This is a genomic window from Vibrio sp. T11.5 (assembly GCF_027587155.1).
In the GTDB taxonomy this organism is placed as follows: Bacteria; Pseudomonadota; Gammaproteobacteria; order Enterobacterales; family Vibrionaceae; genus Vibrio; species Vibrio neptunius.
On sequence record NZ_JAPPTP010000017.1, the window covers coordinates 33,983 to 48,996 of the forward strand.

The following is a 15,014-nucleotide window of genomic DNA, read 5'->3' on the forward strand; positions in this document are numbered from 1 at the left end:
TTTTATGATTTCCAACGCTCAGCAGCTTTCGTATCTGACTCTCGGGATTCAACCCAGCGAGTTTCTTCTGTTGTGCGTTCTTTTTTCCAAAACGGTGCTTGGGTCTTGAGATAATCCATGATGAATTCGCAGGCTTCAAACGCCGCACCTCGGTGAGCACTTGAAACACCAACGAAAACTATCTGATCGCCAATATCTAAATCACCGACACGATGAATGACACGAACATCAAACAAAGGCCAGCGCTGCTCAGCTTTCTGGCAAATTTCGTCGAGTGCTTTTTCTGTCATCCCCGGATAATGCTCCAGAGATAGCCCAGTGACCTTGTCGCCAAGGTTCATGTCTCGTACTTTGCCAACAAATGTAACGACGGCGCCAGAGGTTGTGCCCTGTGCGAGAGCTTCGTACTCAGTGCCAACAGAAAAATCTTCGAACTGAACAGACACACGTTCCATGATTAACCTCCTGTCACAGGAGGGAAAAAAGCCACTTCATCACCATCACTCAAAGGGTGCCCAAGAGACACAATAGACTGATTCACTGCTGCCAGTAGTTTGCCCGGTTCCAAAGCTAAGTCCCATTTACCTTCGCGGGCTGCAAGGTCTGCTCGTAGTGCTTCTACGGTCTCAAAACGAGCTTCTAGTTCAAGTTCATCAGTATCAACCAATTCACGGGTTTGAGCAAAAAACAGAACTTTAATCATGCATCCACCTTAAAATTACCTGACTTACCACCCGTTTTCTCCAGCAGACGAACTTGGCCTATCACCATGTCTTTTTGTATAGCTTTACACATGTCGTAGATAGTTAATGCGGCCACTGATGCAGCGGTTAGGGCCTCCATTTCAACACCGGTCTTACCTGCTAACTTACACACAGACTCAATACGAACTATATTTTCAGCTTCGATCGCTTCTAGCTGCACTTCAACTTTAGACAGCAATAAGGGGTGGCAAAGTGGAATTAAATCCCAAGTTTTCTTCGCGGCTTGAATACCAGCAATACGCGCGGTCGCAAACACGTCACCTTTATGATGAGAACCAGACACGATCAATTGCAAAGTCTCAGGTTTCATATGAACAAAAGCTTCAGCGCGAGCTTCTCGTACCGTTTCTGCTTTGGCCGATACATCAACCATGTTTGCTTCACCAGAAGCGTTGATATGAGTGAATTCGCTCATTAACTACTCCTGAAGGTTAAACCGTTAGGTGAGGCATAAAATTACATGGGCGATGGGTTGCATCGAGTTGCTGCTTAATGATCTTTGTCCAACCTGTACGACACGCACCTGTCGAACCCGGCATGGCAAAAATAACGGTATGGTTAGCAAACCCTGCAATCGCACGTGACTGAATGGTAGAGGTACCAATTTCTTCGTATGACACCTGACGGAACAGCTCACCAAACCCTTCCACTTCTTTGTCAAATAAAGGTTTTAGTGCTTCTGGTGTGCTATCGCGAGAGGTAAAACCTGTCCCACCAGTAATCATCACAGCTTGAACACTTTCATCCGCAATCCATTGAGAGACCAACGCACGGATTTTGTACATATCGTCAATCACGATCTGCTTATCCACTACGTTGTGACCCGCCTCTTTTGCGTTCTCAACCAGATATGCACCAGAAGTATCATTATCTTCTGTACGAGTATCAGAGACGGTTAACACAGCGATGTTTGCTGGTTGGAATTTGCTTTCTGCGTGACCCATTTGTTCACCTACCTATTTCGATTTGTTTAGATTGCGCCAAGTCGACTTAGCCCAATAAAGTATGATTTGAGAATTGAGAGTCAGCGTTTAGCCGCCAATCGACGCCAGATGCGGTGTCATGCCCGCATTGCCATCATGAAGGAAGTGGCTCACTGATTTCGTCTGTAATTGAGCCTGAATACGCTCAATCAACGCATTTTCTTGCGAGTCTTGCTGCAATAAGTCACGGAGTTCAACACCATGTTCACCAAACAGGCACAAGTGCAATTTTCCTTTAGCCGAGACACGTAAGCGGTTGCAGCTCTCACAGAAGTCTTTTTCATAAGGCATGATTAGGCCAATTTCACCTCGATAATCAGGGTGAATAAAAACCTGAGCAGGGCCATCATTGTTTGCACGGGCTTTAAGTAACCAACCATTGGCGATGAGCTGGTTGCGTATCGCCACTCCCGACACGTGATGATTATGGAAAAGTTCATCCATCTCACCAGTTTGCATCAGCTCAATAAAACGCAACTGAATTGGACGGCTTTTAATCCAACCTAGGAACGCTGGCAACTCATGAGAATTGAGGTCCTTCATCAATACCACGTTAACCTTGACCTGCTCATAGCCGACTTCAAAGGCGCGGTCGATACCAGCCATCACTTGTGCAAACTTATTTTCGCCAGTAATTTGATGAAACATTCGTGGTTCAAGACTATCGACACTGACATTAATGTGGGTCAATCCAGCTCGTTGCCAATCCGCGACCTGCTTTTCCATCCGGTAACCATTGGTGGTGGTGGCGATCTTATCAATACCTTCGGTCTCCGAAACGGTACGAATAATATCGGTAAAATCTTTACGCAAGCTTGGCTCACCGCCAGTGATACGGACTTTCGACGTACCACAGTCAGCAAACGCTCTAACCACACGTTTGATCTCTGGAAGCGTTAAAAAAGACGAGTTTTTCTGTCCCGAGGGTTGATAACCATCAGGCAGACAATATGTGCATTTAAAGTTACAGACATCTGTAACAGAGAGACGCAAGTAGTAAAACTTGCGTCGAAATCTATCTTCGAATTGTTGCGCCACGGAACACCTTTCCAAACACGGGAGGCGATAATCATTTCCAATTATGCCCTGGTGACAATCAGTCACTGGCTCAGCACGCATATTCATTATGAACTTAGCCCGATGAGCTCGGAGTTATGGCAACTGCCTATTAAGATCTGCGCTTAAAGACAGCAGCTGACGATAAAATACTTAATAATTGTGTGTGTTTCTACCCTAAACAGAAAAAAATCACACCCAGCGCCCAAAATACCTCGTATTGAGTACTTTCAGCAGTTCAATTATTCTAGATTGTAGATGAATATGATCAAATAAGAACAAAATTGATGACTCTGTACTGTACAAAAAAAGTGGTCGCCATTGGTGGTGGCCACGGCCTAGGACGTATGTTGGCGGCTTTGAAAGACTTTGGTGGAAATGCGACAGGCATTGTTGCTACTACAGATAATGGAGGCTCGACCGGAAGGATCCGTCACTGTCAGGGAGGCATAGCTTGGGGTGACACCCGAAACTGTATCAACCAATTAATTACCGATCCTTCAATCAGTTCGATGATGTTTGAATACCGCTTTAAAGGTTCAGGCGAATTAGATGGTCACAACTTAGGCAACTTAATGCTAACTGCACTCGACAACCTTTCGGTTCGGCCTTTGGATGCAATTAACCTTATTCGTAACATGCTGAGAGTAGACGTGAATATCATTCCAATGACAGAGCACCCCGCTGATTTGAAAGCACTAGCTCCAGACGGCCAGTGGGTGACTGGAGAGACGAGTGTCGATGAAATGCCAGAGAAACTGGTACGCCTCGACTTAGAGCCCGAAGTTCCAGCGACCACTGAAGGCGTGCTGGCAATAGAGCAGGCTGACGCAATCATTCTTGGTCCGGGCAGTTTTCTAACCAGTATTATGCCGCCATTGTTATTACCTGAAATTGGTCGAGCCATTGAGAATAACAAAAAAGCTCAACTGGTTTTCGTTGAAAACCTCTCTCCAGAACAGGGGCCTGCCAGTAAGCTGACCCTTAAAGAAAAGCTAGAATGGTGTCAGCGTGCTTGCCGCGGGCGTAAAATTGATGTGGTACTGGGTGAGGAATCGCATCCCGAATTAAACGATTGGAATTGCGTGACGACGCCTCTGGCTTCACCGAATCGAGACTGGCGACACGACAGAAGCAAATTGCAATCTGCCGTAGAATCGCTATTTTGTCAGTAATGCTCTGTAACGCTGTTGGGTTTCACTCAACAGCGCGACCATTTGCAGCTGCGTCGCTGAGACATCGAGTTGCTGACCCGATTTAGCCTTGGCATCCACTTCAACAGCGTATGCACAGAGAGATTCAGCGCCAAAGCTCGCTGCACTACTCTTTAGCGCATGACTAATCTCTTTTAGATAGGCATCCTTATCCAAATCTTCGTCAGTGCTCAGCTTCTCAATGTATTGCACCAGCTCCCCGAGAAAGATATCGAGTAAAACGGGGACATTATCGGCACCAATTTCACTGGCCAATCTGTCTATTTTGGTTTGATTTAAGACTTCCATGATCGATTACTGTGTTTCCTTAGTGTTCCAGTTTTGTAGCTTACGATAAAGCGTTGATGGGCTGACATCTAAGTAACCCGCCGCTTTAGGAATATTTCCTTCACATGCCTTAATCGCTTGCTCGATGGCTTTCTTCTCTGTTAACCACAGAGGGAAAATGTCATGCACAGAAAAGCTGTCTTTGTCCTGCAGTTCAATCCTTATCTGCCTCTCAACTGGCTGGTTAAGTGGTGGTGGCAACATATCCATCGAGATATTTTCACCATTGTTGAGCACCACGACATTTCTCAGCACGTTTTGTAACTGACGCACATTGCCTGGCCACTCGTATTGGGCAAAACGACTAACGACTTCTGGTGCCAATCGGACAAAGTCCTTTCCTTCCTCTTTAGACATAAAGCCTAGCAGAGAGTAAGCAATTTCTATGACATCATCACCACGCTCTCTCAAAGGAGGTAAGTGCAATGGGATCACGTATAAACGATAGTACAGATCTTCACGAAAGCGCCCTTCCTGCACCTCTTTCCATGGATCGCGATTGGTCGCACAAACAAAACGTACATCGACACTCTTCATTTTCGAGGAGCCCACTTTTTGAAATGTGCCCGTTTGGATAAAGCGTAGCAACTTAGTCTGCAGATCTAAATCCATTTCACACAGCTCATCGAGAAAGAGAGTACCACCATCGGCAAGTTCTGCTGCGCCTTGACGATCAGTAGCAGCCCCCGTGAACGCGCCTTTCACGTGACCAAACAACTCGCTTTCAATCAGATCTTTGGGAATGGCTGCACAGTTGATCGCAATAAAAGGTTTGTCACCACGCTTACTAGCAGCGTGAATAGCTTCAGCACACACTTCTTTGCCCGTACCGCTTTCTCCAGTAATAAAAATACTGGCTTTACTCGCTGCAGCGGAGTCAATGGTGCGATAGACAGCCTGCATAGTGTGGCTACTGCCGATAAAGCCTTGATAGTTCTGATTACCAGGATTATCTGCTTCATTTTTCAACTTCGTCGCTTTGCGAATAGCGTTGTTGACCGTGACACGAAGCCGGTCAGCTTCACATGGTTTGATAAGGAAATCCTGTGCACCATGACGCATCGCTTCTACTGCCGTGTCAATCGAGCCGTGAGCCGTCATGAAAATCACTGGAACATCAGGGGTTTTCTGTTTTACTGCGTGTAAGACATCCATACCAGTCATGTCTGGAAGTCGTAGATCCAACAAAATTAAATCTGGAGTGCGAAAGTTGAGACTCTCGATAGCATCACGCCCAGTGCCAACGATATTAATATCGATGCCCAATGGAGTGAGATAAGAACGGTACAACGCCGCGACTGACGCTGTGTCTTCCACCATCAAAAGATATCTTGACTTTTGTGTTTGCGTATTTTGTTGCATAACCTAGCCGAATTTTTCTTCGCAATTTGTATAAATGATTGCATTGCGCTTTGCATTTTGCAAATTTATTGTTCAAAAAACGAGAAACGCCCTAAAATTGGCGTAAAAAAATTGGCACGTTAAATGCTGCTCAAATAATGACCCTTTGGGTCACCTAGCCAACTGACGTTGTTAGTGAACTTAGTTTTCACAACTTACAGCCAATAGGATGTTACCTACTGGCTATTTTTTTGTCTGTCAGAAGTTCATTCAGCTATTCACTATGAACTGCTGGCGCAATTTCTCTATCTGATCTCGTTTTTCAGCTGCCGCTTCGAACTCCAGATCCTGTGCATGCTGATACATCTGCGCTTCCAACTTGCTGATCTCTTTTTCAAGCTGTTGGGGTGTCATCGCATTATAGGACTGGGAGGGCTCAGCAACTTCAGACAACGGGACCTGTTTATTAGTTCGTTGTTTTTTGCTCTTAGCAATATCACCAAGTTCCATAATATCTTTGATATTACGCTTTAGTGCCTGCGGCTCAATGCCCATCTTAGCATTATAGGCTTGTTGTTTCTCTCTACGCCGATTGGTTTCTCCCATCGCCTTATGCATAGATTTCGTTACAGTATCGGCATAGAGGATCGCTTTACCACTAATATTCCGTGCCGCACGGCCTATGGTCTGAATTAACGAGCGTTCCGAACGTAAGAAGCCTTCTTTGTCGGCATCAAGAATAGCCACCAGCGAAACTTCTGGCATATCCAAACCTTCTCGCAACAAGTTGATACCAACCAAAGCGTCAAACTTACCTAGTCGTAAATCACGGATAATTTCCACACGTTCGACCGTATCGATATCAGAATGGAGATAACGAACGCGAACATCGTGTTCCGTTAAATACTCAGTGAGATCCTCTGCCATTCGCTTTGTCAACGTTGTTACAAGGACACGTTCGTCTTTGGCAGAGCGAAGGTGGATTTCAGACAATAGGTCATCTACCTGTGTCGCTACAGGGCGAACTTCTAATTCGGGGTCTAATAAGCCTGTCGGGCGCACAACTTGATCGGCAATTTCACTATCCGATTTTTCCAGTTCGTAGTTACCGGGTGTAGCAGAGACAAATATCGTTTGGGGTGCGAGAGATTCAAACTCTTCAAATTTAAGTGGACGATTATCCAGCGCTGAAGGCAATCGAAAACCAAATTCCACCAAGGTCTCTTTACGAGAACGGTCTCCTTTATACATGGCGCCAATCTGCGGTACCGTCACATGAGACTCGTCAATCACTAACAAACCATCATCGGGCAAATAGTCAAACAAAGTTGGAGGCGGCTCACCTTCACTACGACCACTGAGATAACGCGAATAGTTTTCGATACCAGAGCAAAAACCAAGCTCGGTCATCATCTCAATATCAAATTGAGTCCGCTGTGAGATGCGCTGCTCTTCAAGTAACTTGTTGTTGTCCAATAAGTATTTCTTGCGACTTTCCAATTCAACTTTAATGTTCTCTATCGCATCGAGGATCTTATCTCTGGGTGTGACGTAATGCGTTTTGGGGTAGATAGTAAAACGCGGCAAATCACGCTGTTTCACTACCCCAGTGAGAGGATCGAAAACACTGATACAGTCGATTTCATCATCAAACATTTCAATCCGGACAGCATCTTGATCAGATTCTGCTGGGAAAACATCAATCACTTCACCACGGACACGGAACTGACCTCGTTCAAAAGCGACATCATTGCGGCTGTACTGCAACTCAGCCAGTCGACGCAGGATATCGCGTTGATCCATCACGTCACCGCGACGCACATGCAGCATCATTTGTAGGTAAGACTGAGGGTCACCCAAACCATAAATCGCGGAAACAGAAGCCACTATGATAGCGTCTTTGCGCTCAAGTAAGGCTTTGGTCGCTGATAGACGCATTTGTTCAATGTGGGCGTTCACAGAGGCATCTTTCTCTATAAACGTATCCGTTGTCGGTACGTAGGCTTCAGGTTGGTAATAGTCATAGTAAGAAACAAAGTATTCAACCGCATTGTTAGGGAAGAATCCCTTCATCTCTCCATAAAGCTGTGCTGCCAGTGTTTTATTCGGTGCAAGCAGGATGGCCGGACGCTGTGCCTGTGCGATAACATTAGCTAGGGTAAATGTCTTGCCTGAACCTGTTACACCCAACAAGGTTTGATGCGCGAGCCCCGAATCTAATCCGTCCAACAACTGGCTAATCGCGGTTGGTTGGTCGCCTGATGGCTGGTAATCCGACACTAAATCAAAAACTTTGCTCATTGGCACCTCATCCGTACATGAAGAATAAATCGGGTCTATTTTGACTGTATGAATATACAGAAACAATAGCTAAAGAAAAAATAACCGCCTGTTTTAAATATTTTGTCCGCATAACGCTAGATCCTAATATTCAATCCTGCTACTATTTCTGGCCCTAAACTGTGTGCGCTCTAATCTTCGCGTAGAAACTCATTCACAGCTTACTCACATCTACGGTTAATCAACCAGTTTATCCACACAATTCAAAAAAACCTCTACCATCATCAGTTATGTTCTAGCCTGCTACTGAAGCTTTAATGTACAACAAGTTATCACTGAACTTTTATTGGTCACTTTTTCATCTAAAAATCGATTGCTTCGACGTTATTTCATTTATCAAGTTTAATTAACACACTTATCCACAATTTTGGTGGATAAGTAAACCTAACCTTTACGCTTCAAGGGCTAAAAAAAAGTAAAGCACTTTCTAACAAAAATATTTAGCTCAATGAGGCGATTTTGAGGTTGACAGAGTCTCATCCCGTCGATAAGATTCGCAGCGCTTAAACGCAATTCCCCCTTAGTTCAGTTGGTAGAACGGCGGACTGTTAATCCGTATGTCGCAGGTTCGAGTCCCGCAGGGGGAGCCAAATTCATAAAAAGCTCAATCGAAAGGTTGAGCTTTTTTTCGTTTTCAACTGCGACTTGCTTGTTCCAAGCAAATGTCTCAGAGCTAGCCGCCCGCGTTGAGTCCCGACAGGGGGAGCCAAATTCAGAAAAAGCTGAATCGAAAGGTTGAGCTTTTTCGTTTTCAACTGCGACTTGCTTGTTCCAAGCAAATGTCTCAGAGCTAGCCGCCCGCGTTGAGTCCCGACAAGGGGAGCCAAATTCAGCAAAAAGCTCAATCGAAAGGTTGAGCTTTTTTTCGTTTTCAAGAAGATTGCACGCCCTAACGATCGTTTCCCAACGTTTTGCGCAAACATTACCCACTTAGCAGTACTTACTCGTCCCTGTTGTTTATTGTCATGCCTATAGGAGCGATGGCTGGTCATTGTTGGCGGCCTGCGACAACCATCGAAATTTCATCTGCATATTTATTTGCCAAAATAATTTTGGTTTTCCTGTACTACAAGCACTACTCAATTGCGGTGCAAAGCGAAGAAAAATGACTTCCGATCCGAGTAGACAGAAATCGACAAGCTCAACAGAATGAAGCACTCGTTTATAAAACCAATAATACGAGTTTCAAAAAATAAAAACATGAGACAACGTGCGGAAAATAAATACTTTGCCCTGTGGCCCGCTTCTCAATACTCCAATGAAACATGTGTGCATTTAGCTGACTAAGCCGTATTGAAGGGTACCAACTATGAACTGCGTTGACTCAAAATTTCAATCTGATTGCTCTCAAGCCACATCGTGTGCAACTAGCCAATCTTTACGCTCACCGATAAAACCGACCTGCCAATCATTCGGCGGGTGCCTGGGGTGTCAAATTCATACCTTATCTGGATATGGTGGTTGCACAGCCTACGAGACTCAGCCTGCGGAACCTACCTGTTGCCTACGCATATTAACCGTTTTGCGCGGTGAACGATTGCTTTGGCACAATGGTCAAGATCAACCACTTGAACTGGAACCCGGTAAGAGTGTTCTTATTTTATCCACCGACCAGTTCAATGACGTTTTTATAAGTACAGAAGAAACCTTTGTTGAGATCGCCGACATTCGGTTTGAATGTCACTACTTGGGCAAGATTCATCACCAAATTCAAGAAGTGCTAAAAAATCGTAGCCTTGAACCTCTCGCTGACAATCGACCTTGGGTATTTGATACAAGCTTTGATATTCAGCGCTTTCTCAGTCAGCTCGATATCAATGAAACAGCCCATACACCAGAGACAACAACACCCCTGTACACTGTTTCACAAGCCTATCAATGTTTGTCAAAGTTACTAGGGCAGCTGGAGATGATTCAGCCCAACCGAAAGACTGATGATAGCGCATGTTTATCCAATCGAACTCTGAACAAGATCCGTAAAGCACATTCTTTAATCGAGCAAGAACCTGGCAAAAACTGGAGTATTGCAGAGCTATGCAAAGAAGTGGGTACCAATGAAACGAGCTTTAAACGAGGATTCAAGTTGCTCTTCAATACGACATTCTCCAAGCGGCTACAACAAACACGAATGGATATCGCTGCAACAGAACTCGAGTTCACTGACCAGCCTATTATAGATATTGTATACAAAGTAGGCTACTCAAGCCCTTCTCACTTCACCAAACTGTTTAAGCAACACTTTGGACAAAACCCTCTTCAATATCGTAAGTGCCGCCAAAGAGCCTGATATTAACCTTCTGTCTTTCCCTCTGGTAGCAAGTTGAGACCAGCCCCGGCGTACGTCGGGGTCTTTTTACTAGAGTGTTTGTACTAATGCAATAATAGACATAATAGCCAATAAGTGATAATGTTTCTCATTATCAAAAAATAATTATTAATAAAACTATGGCTTACTACCGTATTCCTTTCCACTTAGATCTCATGGAGGAGTCTATCCAAACCAATGGAAACATTGTATTTAAACATCCTAGATGTGAATTTTCCCTAAGGTGTAATCAACTTAATGATGATGTGGTGCTGAGCGAGTTCCATGGCCACTTCAGCTCTCCTATCCAACTCGATACACAAGACAAAACTGAGTTCGATTCTGTTACCATCATGCTTAACTTTGGCAATGCGGTTTACTATTATATCGACAGTTTAGCCACCCCTCGTATCCTCCCCAGCCAAGCATTGGCCTTGTGTTATTCTGATGCGAGAACAGGCATGTGCCGATACCAACCTCAACAAACCCATCTATTTGCGATACAGATGCCGAGAAAAGTGTTGATGGAATATCTGGATGTCATGCAAATCGGCGACGACATTCAAGACAAGCTTCGACGTAGGGAACCCTTTCTGACAATGAAGCCCGCAACGGAGACATTCAAACGATTCGCGGATCGCCTATCTCTAGCATCTACGTTCAATGACACGCTGCACCATCACTTATCCTACTCGTTTATACCGGAAGCCACCCGATACCTGTTTGCCAATGATGATGTCCGATGTACACGTATAGACAATTGCAATGGTCTCGAAAGAGCCATCGATATTCTTGATAAAGAATACATGGTGCCCACGACTATCACACAACTGGCCCGACGAATTGGCACCAACGAAACATCACTCAAGCAGTGGTTCCGCAAAGAGCTAAATACCACAGTGCACCAATACATTGTCCAACAACGTATGGCCAAAGCAGCCGAGTTGTTAAGTATGCATGCACTCTCCATTTCACATGTTGCGCAAGAGGTAGGCTATGCCAATCATGGCCATTTTGCCGCGGCATTCAAAAAAGAGTTCGGCTGTGCTCCCTCGGCTTATCCGTCAGAGTCCCCCTCGACACAGTATCACCACACACTGTAAGTAACGCTTAACACAATAATCATGCCCGTTTGAAATCTAGACAAAGAACAACAGTTCTATTAAAAAGTGCTTTAAATACAGCATGTTAAATACAAAACCCAAGATATAGGCAAATTTTCTCTAAAAGCTCGCGTTTGAATTTTACTCATTCATTGTCGAAAACGCCTATTCGCGCGTTTTTTTCCCCTGATTGAGTTAGCGCCTCGACGATGAGATTTGCACCATAGACGATAAAATCATAAATAGAAGGATTCCGTAAAATGTTCAGGCACCGTTTCTCACTTTCTCCGCTCTCACTCGCAGTGTTGACGGCAATACTAAGTCCAGCCGTTGTTGCCAGTAACCAGGGTCAGGAAGTGATGATCATCGAAGCGACTAAGCAGGACATTCCCTTAGAACGTGTCGACAATGCCATCTTAATCAAAACTGGTGAAGAGCTTGAGAAAGCGGGGATCCACGAAGTGAAAGATTTAGAGAAAGCATTTCCGGGGCTGATGATTCAGACACGAGGTAACCGCACGTATGCCAATACAACCGTACGAGGCGTTAGCTCACCAGACTATTATTCACCCACAATTAGTATCTACGTTGATGGTGTACTGCAAGACAGTGCATTCCTTACCCAACAGTTATTGAACGTAGAACAAGTCGAATTACTCAGAGGTCCTCAAGGCACGCTATACGGAGGTAATGCTCAAGGTGGTGTCATCAACATTACGACCAAAAAGGCTACCGATGAAACCCTAGCTTCAGCAGGTGTTACCTACAGCAATCGAAGTCAACAGCTTGATGGCTCAGCCGCCGTCGCGATTAGCGAAACAACCTATGCTGATATTGCAATCCGCTCATTAAAAGACGAAGGAAACATTCGTCATATTCCAAGCAATACGGATGATGCCAATAAAACCGAAGACTTTAGCGGTACTGCCCGATTCCACTATCTGCCTGAACAATCACCACTCTCCCTCACCTTTTCAGTATCTTCTGCGCACTTAGACAGCCATGAAGAGTGGTATTTAACTCAAGAGGAATATAACAACAAAGCGACCAGCCAAGACATCCCTGAACTTAAACGTGTCGTCAATAGCTATGCTTTAAATGTGGGTTACGATTTTGGGGCTACCCAGTTAACCAGTATCACAGCGTACCAGAACCGCAACGTTGACCGTCAGTTTGTCGGTGGAAAATGGTTTGAAGATCAAAACACCTTCAGCCAGGAGATTCGTGCCAACACTCGATTCAACGATGACCTTTCTGCACTCATCGGCGGCTACTACGAGAATAGACGCTTTGATGTTAACGCGGGTGCTCACAATGACATCAAGACCGATACCTATGCTCTATTTGGCCAAGCAACTTATGCGCTAACACAAAGTGTCGACCTCACTGGCGGATTACGCGCATCTAGATTCTCCTCCGAGTCCGACTTTGGCGGTAACTCCCTCAGGAAGATTGATAGTTACCAATCGGAAACGTCGGAAAGTGTGGTTTCACCAAAAGCGGCGCTTGGCTGGCAAGTGGATGAAGACTCGCGAATATTTGCTTCAATAACCAGCGGTTACAGGCCTGGTGGCTTTAGCCCTGTTCCAAGCAGCTCAGATGCTAAGAATGGTTATGATGCAGAGAAGTCTCTAAATGGTGAATTGGGGTGGCGAACCATCTTGCTCGATCAAACGCTACACTTTAGTGGCGCTCTATACTGGATCGACACCAAAGATATTCAATTGTACACCGGCACCCCCAACAGTCAGGTCCTAAGCAATATGGGCGATGCTCAAAGTAAAGGCATTGAACTCGACCTTGCTTACTACCCAACTGATGATCTGACGCTGACACTAGGTGCCACCTTCGGTCATTCAACATTCGAATCGGGCAACAATGGTATTCAAGGCAACACTCTGCCGTATGCACCGGATACAACCGCTGTAGCTGGGCTTGAGTATTACTTGCCTCAAACCTGGGTAGAGGGTGATATTTCAATCATTACCAACGCACGATACACCTCAAAAATCTACTTTGATGAAAGCAACACGGTGGCACAAGACGGCTATGCTCTCGTTGACTTAGCTATTCAGTATGCCATCAATGACAACCTCTCTTTCCGCTTGTTCAGTCATAACTTGACCGACAAAGAGTACGTCACCTATGCGTATACTCGAAACAACACGCGCTACAGCAACTACGGTACAGCGCGAGAGGTTGGCTTGAACATGAAGCTGGAGTGGTAATACCATGAACACCGCTCAAACAACGCTGGGCCTCAAACCACTACTGGCGGTTCTTGCTGGCGTATACACCATACAAAGCCTCGTTGGGATGTTTACACTGCAAGGGCTACCTGCCGTGTTGCGCTCTGAGGGTATCTCAACCTCTCAAATCGGCTTGTTTTATTTAGCGATGCTACCATGGGCGTTGAAATTCTTATGGGCACCCTATGTGGAAGCAATGCGAAAGCGCCGCGGACTGATGAGCCATGGGAAACTAATTGGTTTTGCCCAATTAGGCGTTGTTGTCATCCTCACTGGAATGGCTTTAACTTCTGCGATACAGCTCCCTGCCCTGTTGTTTATCAGCGTGTTTGCTCTGGCTTTATTCTCTACTATTGCAGATATCAGTACGGATGGCTTAGCGGTCGATCGATTGCCGCAAAGAAGTCGTCATTTAGGCAATTCAATGCAAGTCGGAGGCGCTTACATCGGTGCTCTATTTGGTGGTGGACTTTTCATCTATATGATGGGGGTCTACCAATGGCAAACGGCGCTGTATGTTCTGATGACACTCATTGTTGCGATGTCACTACCAACAATTGCATTGTTTCGTAAAGAGGTGCCTTCACCACAACTTCAAATCGAATCGTGTCACCCTTCATTGCGCAGGGCCTGGAACAGTTCCAGCGTTCGTTTGGGGTTACTCATGGTAATAGTATGCCAAATAGGGACACGAGGCGTGCAATCAATGATGATGCCTTACCTGTTTGATCAAGGTCTTCAATTGACCGATCTAGGTGTACTTGCCGCAGGAGGTGGTGCCGTCACTGGACTGATCGGGGTGCTAGTCAGTGCCATATTAATGAAACACTTTTCTGCTCGTACCATGCTGCTGACCTGTTTAAGTTTAGAAGCCTTGGTCTTTGCCTGCTTCTTCCTCGATACACAAGAGCTCATCATAAGCGCATTCCATTTACCGATCCTCTACGTGCTCAGCTCAGCAGTAGCCGCCGCGAAGTTTGTGGCCCTTTACACCCTGATGATGGAATGGGCATACGGCAAGCAAGCTGGTGTTGACTTCACCCTCTTCCAGTCCACAGACATGGCGGTTGCCATTCTGATGGCACTGGCAAGTGGCATTGTCATCGCCAACTTAGGTTATGGCGCCCACTATAGCATTGCGGTTATTGCAACGGTCATTGCTTTTGGGCTTGGTTTTCTTCGCCTCTCTACACCAAGGTCATCACCTCAACCTCAACCTCAACCTCAACCTCAAGTTACCTAATCCCATAACGCCCACTAATGGTGGGCAAATTTACCCCTCCCATCAGCCACATGAACGCATGTGGCTTAGGGAGGCTCAACCTAAATTTG

At 45.4% G+C, this 15,014-nt stretch carries 13 protein-coding genes, 1 tRNA gene and 1 riboswitch; of the genes, 6 read left to right on the top strand and 8 right to left on the bottom strand.

Annotated elements, in window-relative coordinates; translation table 11 throughout:
• Window positions 1–2: 2 nt before the first annotated feature.
• The 5 genes from moaE to moaA form a co-directional block, all read right to left on the bottom strand.
• A complete protein-coding gene (moaE, locus tag OH455_RS16330; RefSeq protein WP_269982130.1) occupies window positions 3–458 on the bottom strand; it encodes a molybdopterin synthase catalytic subunit MoaE in 456 nt (151 codons plus the stop codon).
• Window positions 458–703: a molybdopterin synthase sulfur carrier subunit gene (gene moaD / locus OH455_RS16335; protein WP_269982098.1), complete on the bottom strand. Its 246-nt coding sequence runs from the start codon at window positions 701–703 to the stop codon at window positions 458–460. The genes moaE and moaD overlap by 1 nt, the downstream gene beginning before the upstream one ends.
• Complete coding sequence (gene moaC, locus OH455_RS16340; protein ID WP_269982099.1) at window positions 700–1,179, bottom strand: cyclic pyranopterin monophosphate synthase MoaC; 480 nt, start codon at window positions 1,177–1,179, stop codon at window positions 700–702. The genes moaD and moaC overlap by 4 nt, the downstream gene beginning before the upstream one ends.
• A 16-nt stretch (window positions 1,180–1,195) precedes the next feature.
• The gene (moaB, locus tag OH455_RS16345) at window positions 1,196–1,708 is read right to left on the bottom strand and encodes a molybdenum cofactor biosynthesis protein B (RefSeq protein ID WP_269982100.1); all 513 of its coding nucleotides are present in this window, start codon (window positions 1,706–1,708) and stop codon (window positions 1,196–1,198) included.
• Between the two features lie 87 nt (window positions 1,709–1,795).
• Window positions 1,796–2,785: a GTP 3',8-cyclase MoaA gene (gene moaA / locus OH455_RS16350; protein WP_269982101.1), complete on the bottom strand. Its 990-nt coding sequence runs from the start codon at window positions 2,783–2,785 to the stop codon at window positions 1,796–1,798.
• Window positions 2,774–2,911: riboswitch (molybdenum cofactor riboswitch) on the bottom strand. Its footprint overlaps the gene before it by 12 nt.
• A 179-nt stretch (window positions 2,912–3,090) precedes the next feature.
• Between moaA and yvcK the strand changes: the two genes are divergently transcribed.
• A complete protein-coding gene (yvcK, locus tag OH455_RS16355; protein ID WP_269982102.1) occupies window positions 3,091–3,978 on the top strand; it encodes a uridine diphosphate-N-acetylglucosamine-binding protein YvcK in 888 nt (295 codons plus the stop codon).
• Here yvcK and luxU read toward each other — a convergent pair.
• The 3 genes from luxU to uvrB form a co-directional block, all read right to left on the bottom strand.
• The gene (luxU, locus tag OH455_RS16360; protein WP_269982103.1) at window positions 3,964–4,305 is read right to left on the bottom strand and encodes a quorum-sensing phosphorelay protein LuxU; all 342 of its coding nucleotides are present in this window, start codon (window positions 4,303–4,305) and stop codon (window positions 3,964–3,966) included. The genes yvcK and luxU overlap by 15 nt on opposite strands.
• Before the next feature lie 6 nt (window positions 4,306–4,311).
• Entirely contained in the window at window positions 4,312–5,706 is a 1,395-nt protein-coding gene (gene luxO / locus OH455_RS16365; protein ID WP_045975011.1) for a quorum-sensing sigma-54 dependent transcriptional regulator LuxO, read from the bottom strand.
• Between the two features lie 249 nt (window positions 5,707–5,955).
• Window positions 5,956–7,986, bottom strand: a complete 2,031-nt coding sequence (uvrB, locus tag OH455_RS16370; protein ID WP_269982104.1) for an excinuclease ABC subunit UvrB — start codon at window positions 7,984–7,986, stop codon at window positions 5,956–5,958.
• Window positions 7,987–8,539: 553 nt separating this feature from the next.
• Here uvrB and OH455_RS16375 point away from each other — a divergent pair.
• From OH455_RS16375 to OH455_RS16395, 5 genes are all read left to right on the top strand, one after another.
• Window positions 8,540–8,615 (top strand) — tRNA-Asn (locus tag OH455_RS16375).
• A gap of 719 nt (window positions 8,616–9,334) precedes the next feature.
• Window positions 9,335–10,312 carry a helix-turn-helix transcriptional regulator gene (locus OH455_RS16380; RefSeq protein WP_269982105.1) on the top strand — a complete coding sequence of 326 codons (978 nt, stop codon included), beginning with the start codon at window positions 9,335–9,337 and terminating at the stop codon, window positions 10,310–10,312.
• Between the two features lie 158 nt (window positions 10,313–10,470).
• Complete coding sequence (locus OH455_RS16385) at window positions 10,471–11,433, top strand: helix-turn-helix transcriptional regulator (protein ID WP_269982106.1); 963 nt, start codon at window positions 10,471–10,473, stop codon at window positions 11,431–11,433.
• 260 nt (window positions 11,434–11,693) lie between these two features.
• A complete protein-coding gene (locus tag OH455_RS16390; RefSeq protein WP_269982107.1) occupies window positions 11,694–13,661 on the top strand; it encodes a TonB-dependent receptor in 1,968 nt (655 codons plus the stop codon).
• A 4-nt stretch (window positions 13,662–13,665) separates the two neighbouring features.
• The gene (locus tag OH455_RS16395) at window positions 13,666–14,925 is read left to right on the top strand and encodes an MFS transporter (protein ID WP_269982108.1); all 1,260 of its coding nucleotides are present in this window, start codon (window positions 13,666–13,668) and stop codon (window positions 14,923–14,925) included.
• Window positions 14,926–15,014: the final 89 nt, after the last annotated feature.

Bases quoted from the DNA above. Each gene is read 5' to 3' on its own strand.
- moaD (WP_269982098.1), bottom strand. From the start codon at position 703: ATGATTAAAGTTCTGTTTTTTGCTCAAACCCGTGAATTGGTTGATACT.
- moaC (WP_269982099.1), bottom strand. From the start codon at position 1,179: ATGAGCGAATTCACTCATATCAACGCTTCTGGTGAAGCAAACATGGTT.
- moaB (WP_269982100.1), bottom strand. From the start codon at position 1,708: ATGGGTCACGCAGAAAGCAAATTCCAACCAGCAAACATCGCTGTGTTA.
- yvcK (WP_269982102.1), top strand. From the start codon at position 3,091: ATGACTCTGTACTGTACAAAAAAAGTGGTCGCCATTGGTGGTGGCCAC.
- luxU (WP_269982103.1), bottom strand. From the start codon at position 4,305: ATGGAAGTCTTAAATCAAACCAAAATAGACAGATTGGCCAGTGAAATT.
- luxO (WP_045975011.1), bottom strand. From the start codon at position 5,706: ATGCAACAAAATACGCAAACACAAAAGTCAAGATATCTTTTGATGGTG.
- uvrB (WP_269982104.1), bottom strand. From the start codon at position 7,986: ATGAGCAAAGTTTTTGATTTAGTGTCGGATTACCAGCCATCAGGCGAC.
- OH455_RS16380 (WP_269982105.1), top strand. From the start codon at position 9,335: ATGAACTGCGTTGACTCAAAATTTCAATCTGATTGCTCTCAAGCCACA.
- OH455_RS16385 (WP_269982106.1), top strand. From the start codon at position 10,471: ATGGCTTACTACCGTATTCCTTTCCACTTAGATCTCATGGAGGAGTCT.
- OH455_RS16390 (WP_269982107.1), top strand. From the start codon at position 11,694: ATGTTCAGGCACCGTTTCTCACTTTCTCCGCTCTCACTCGCAGTGTTG.
- OH455_RS16395 (WP_269982108.1), top strand. From the start codon at position 13,666: ATGAACACCGCTCAAACAACGCTGGGCCTCAAACCACTACTGGCGGTT.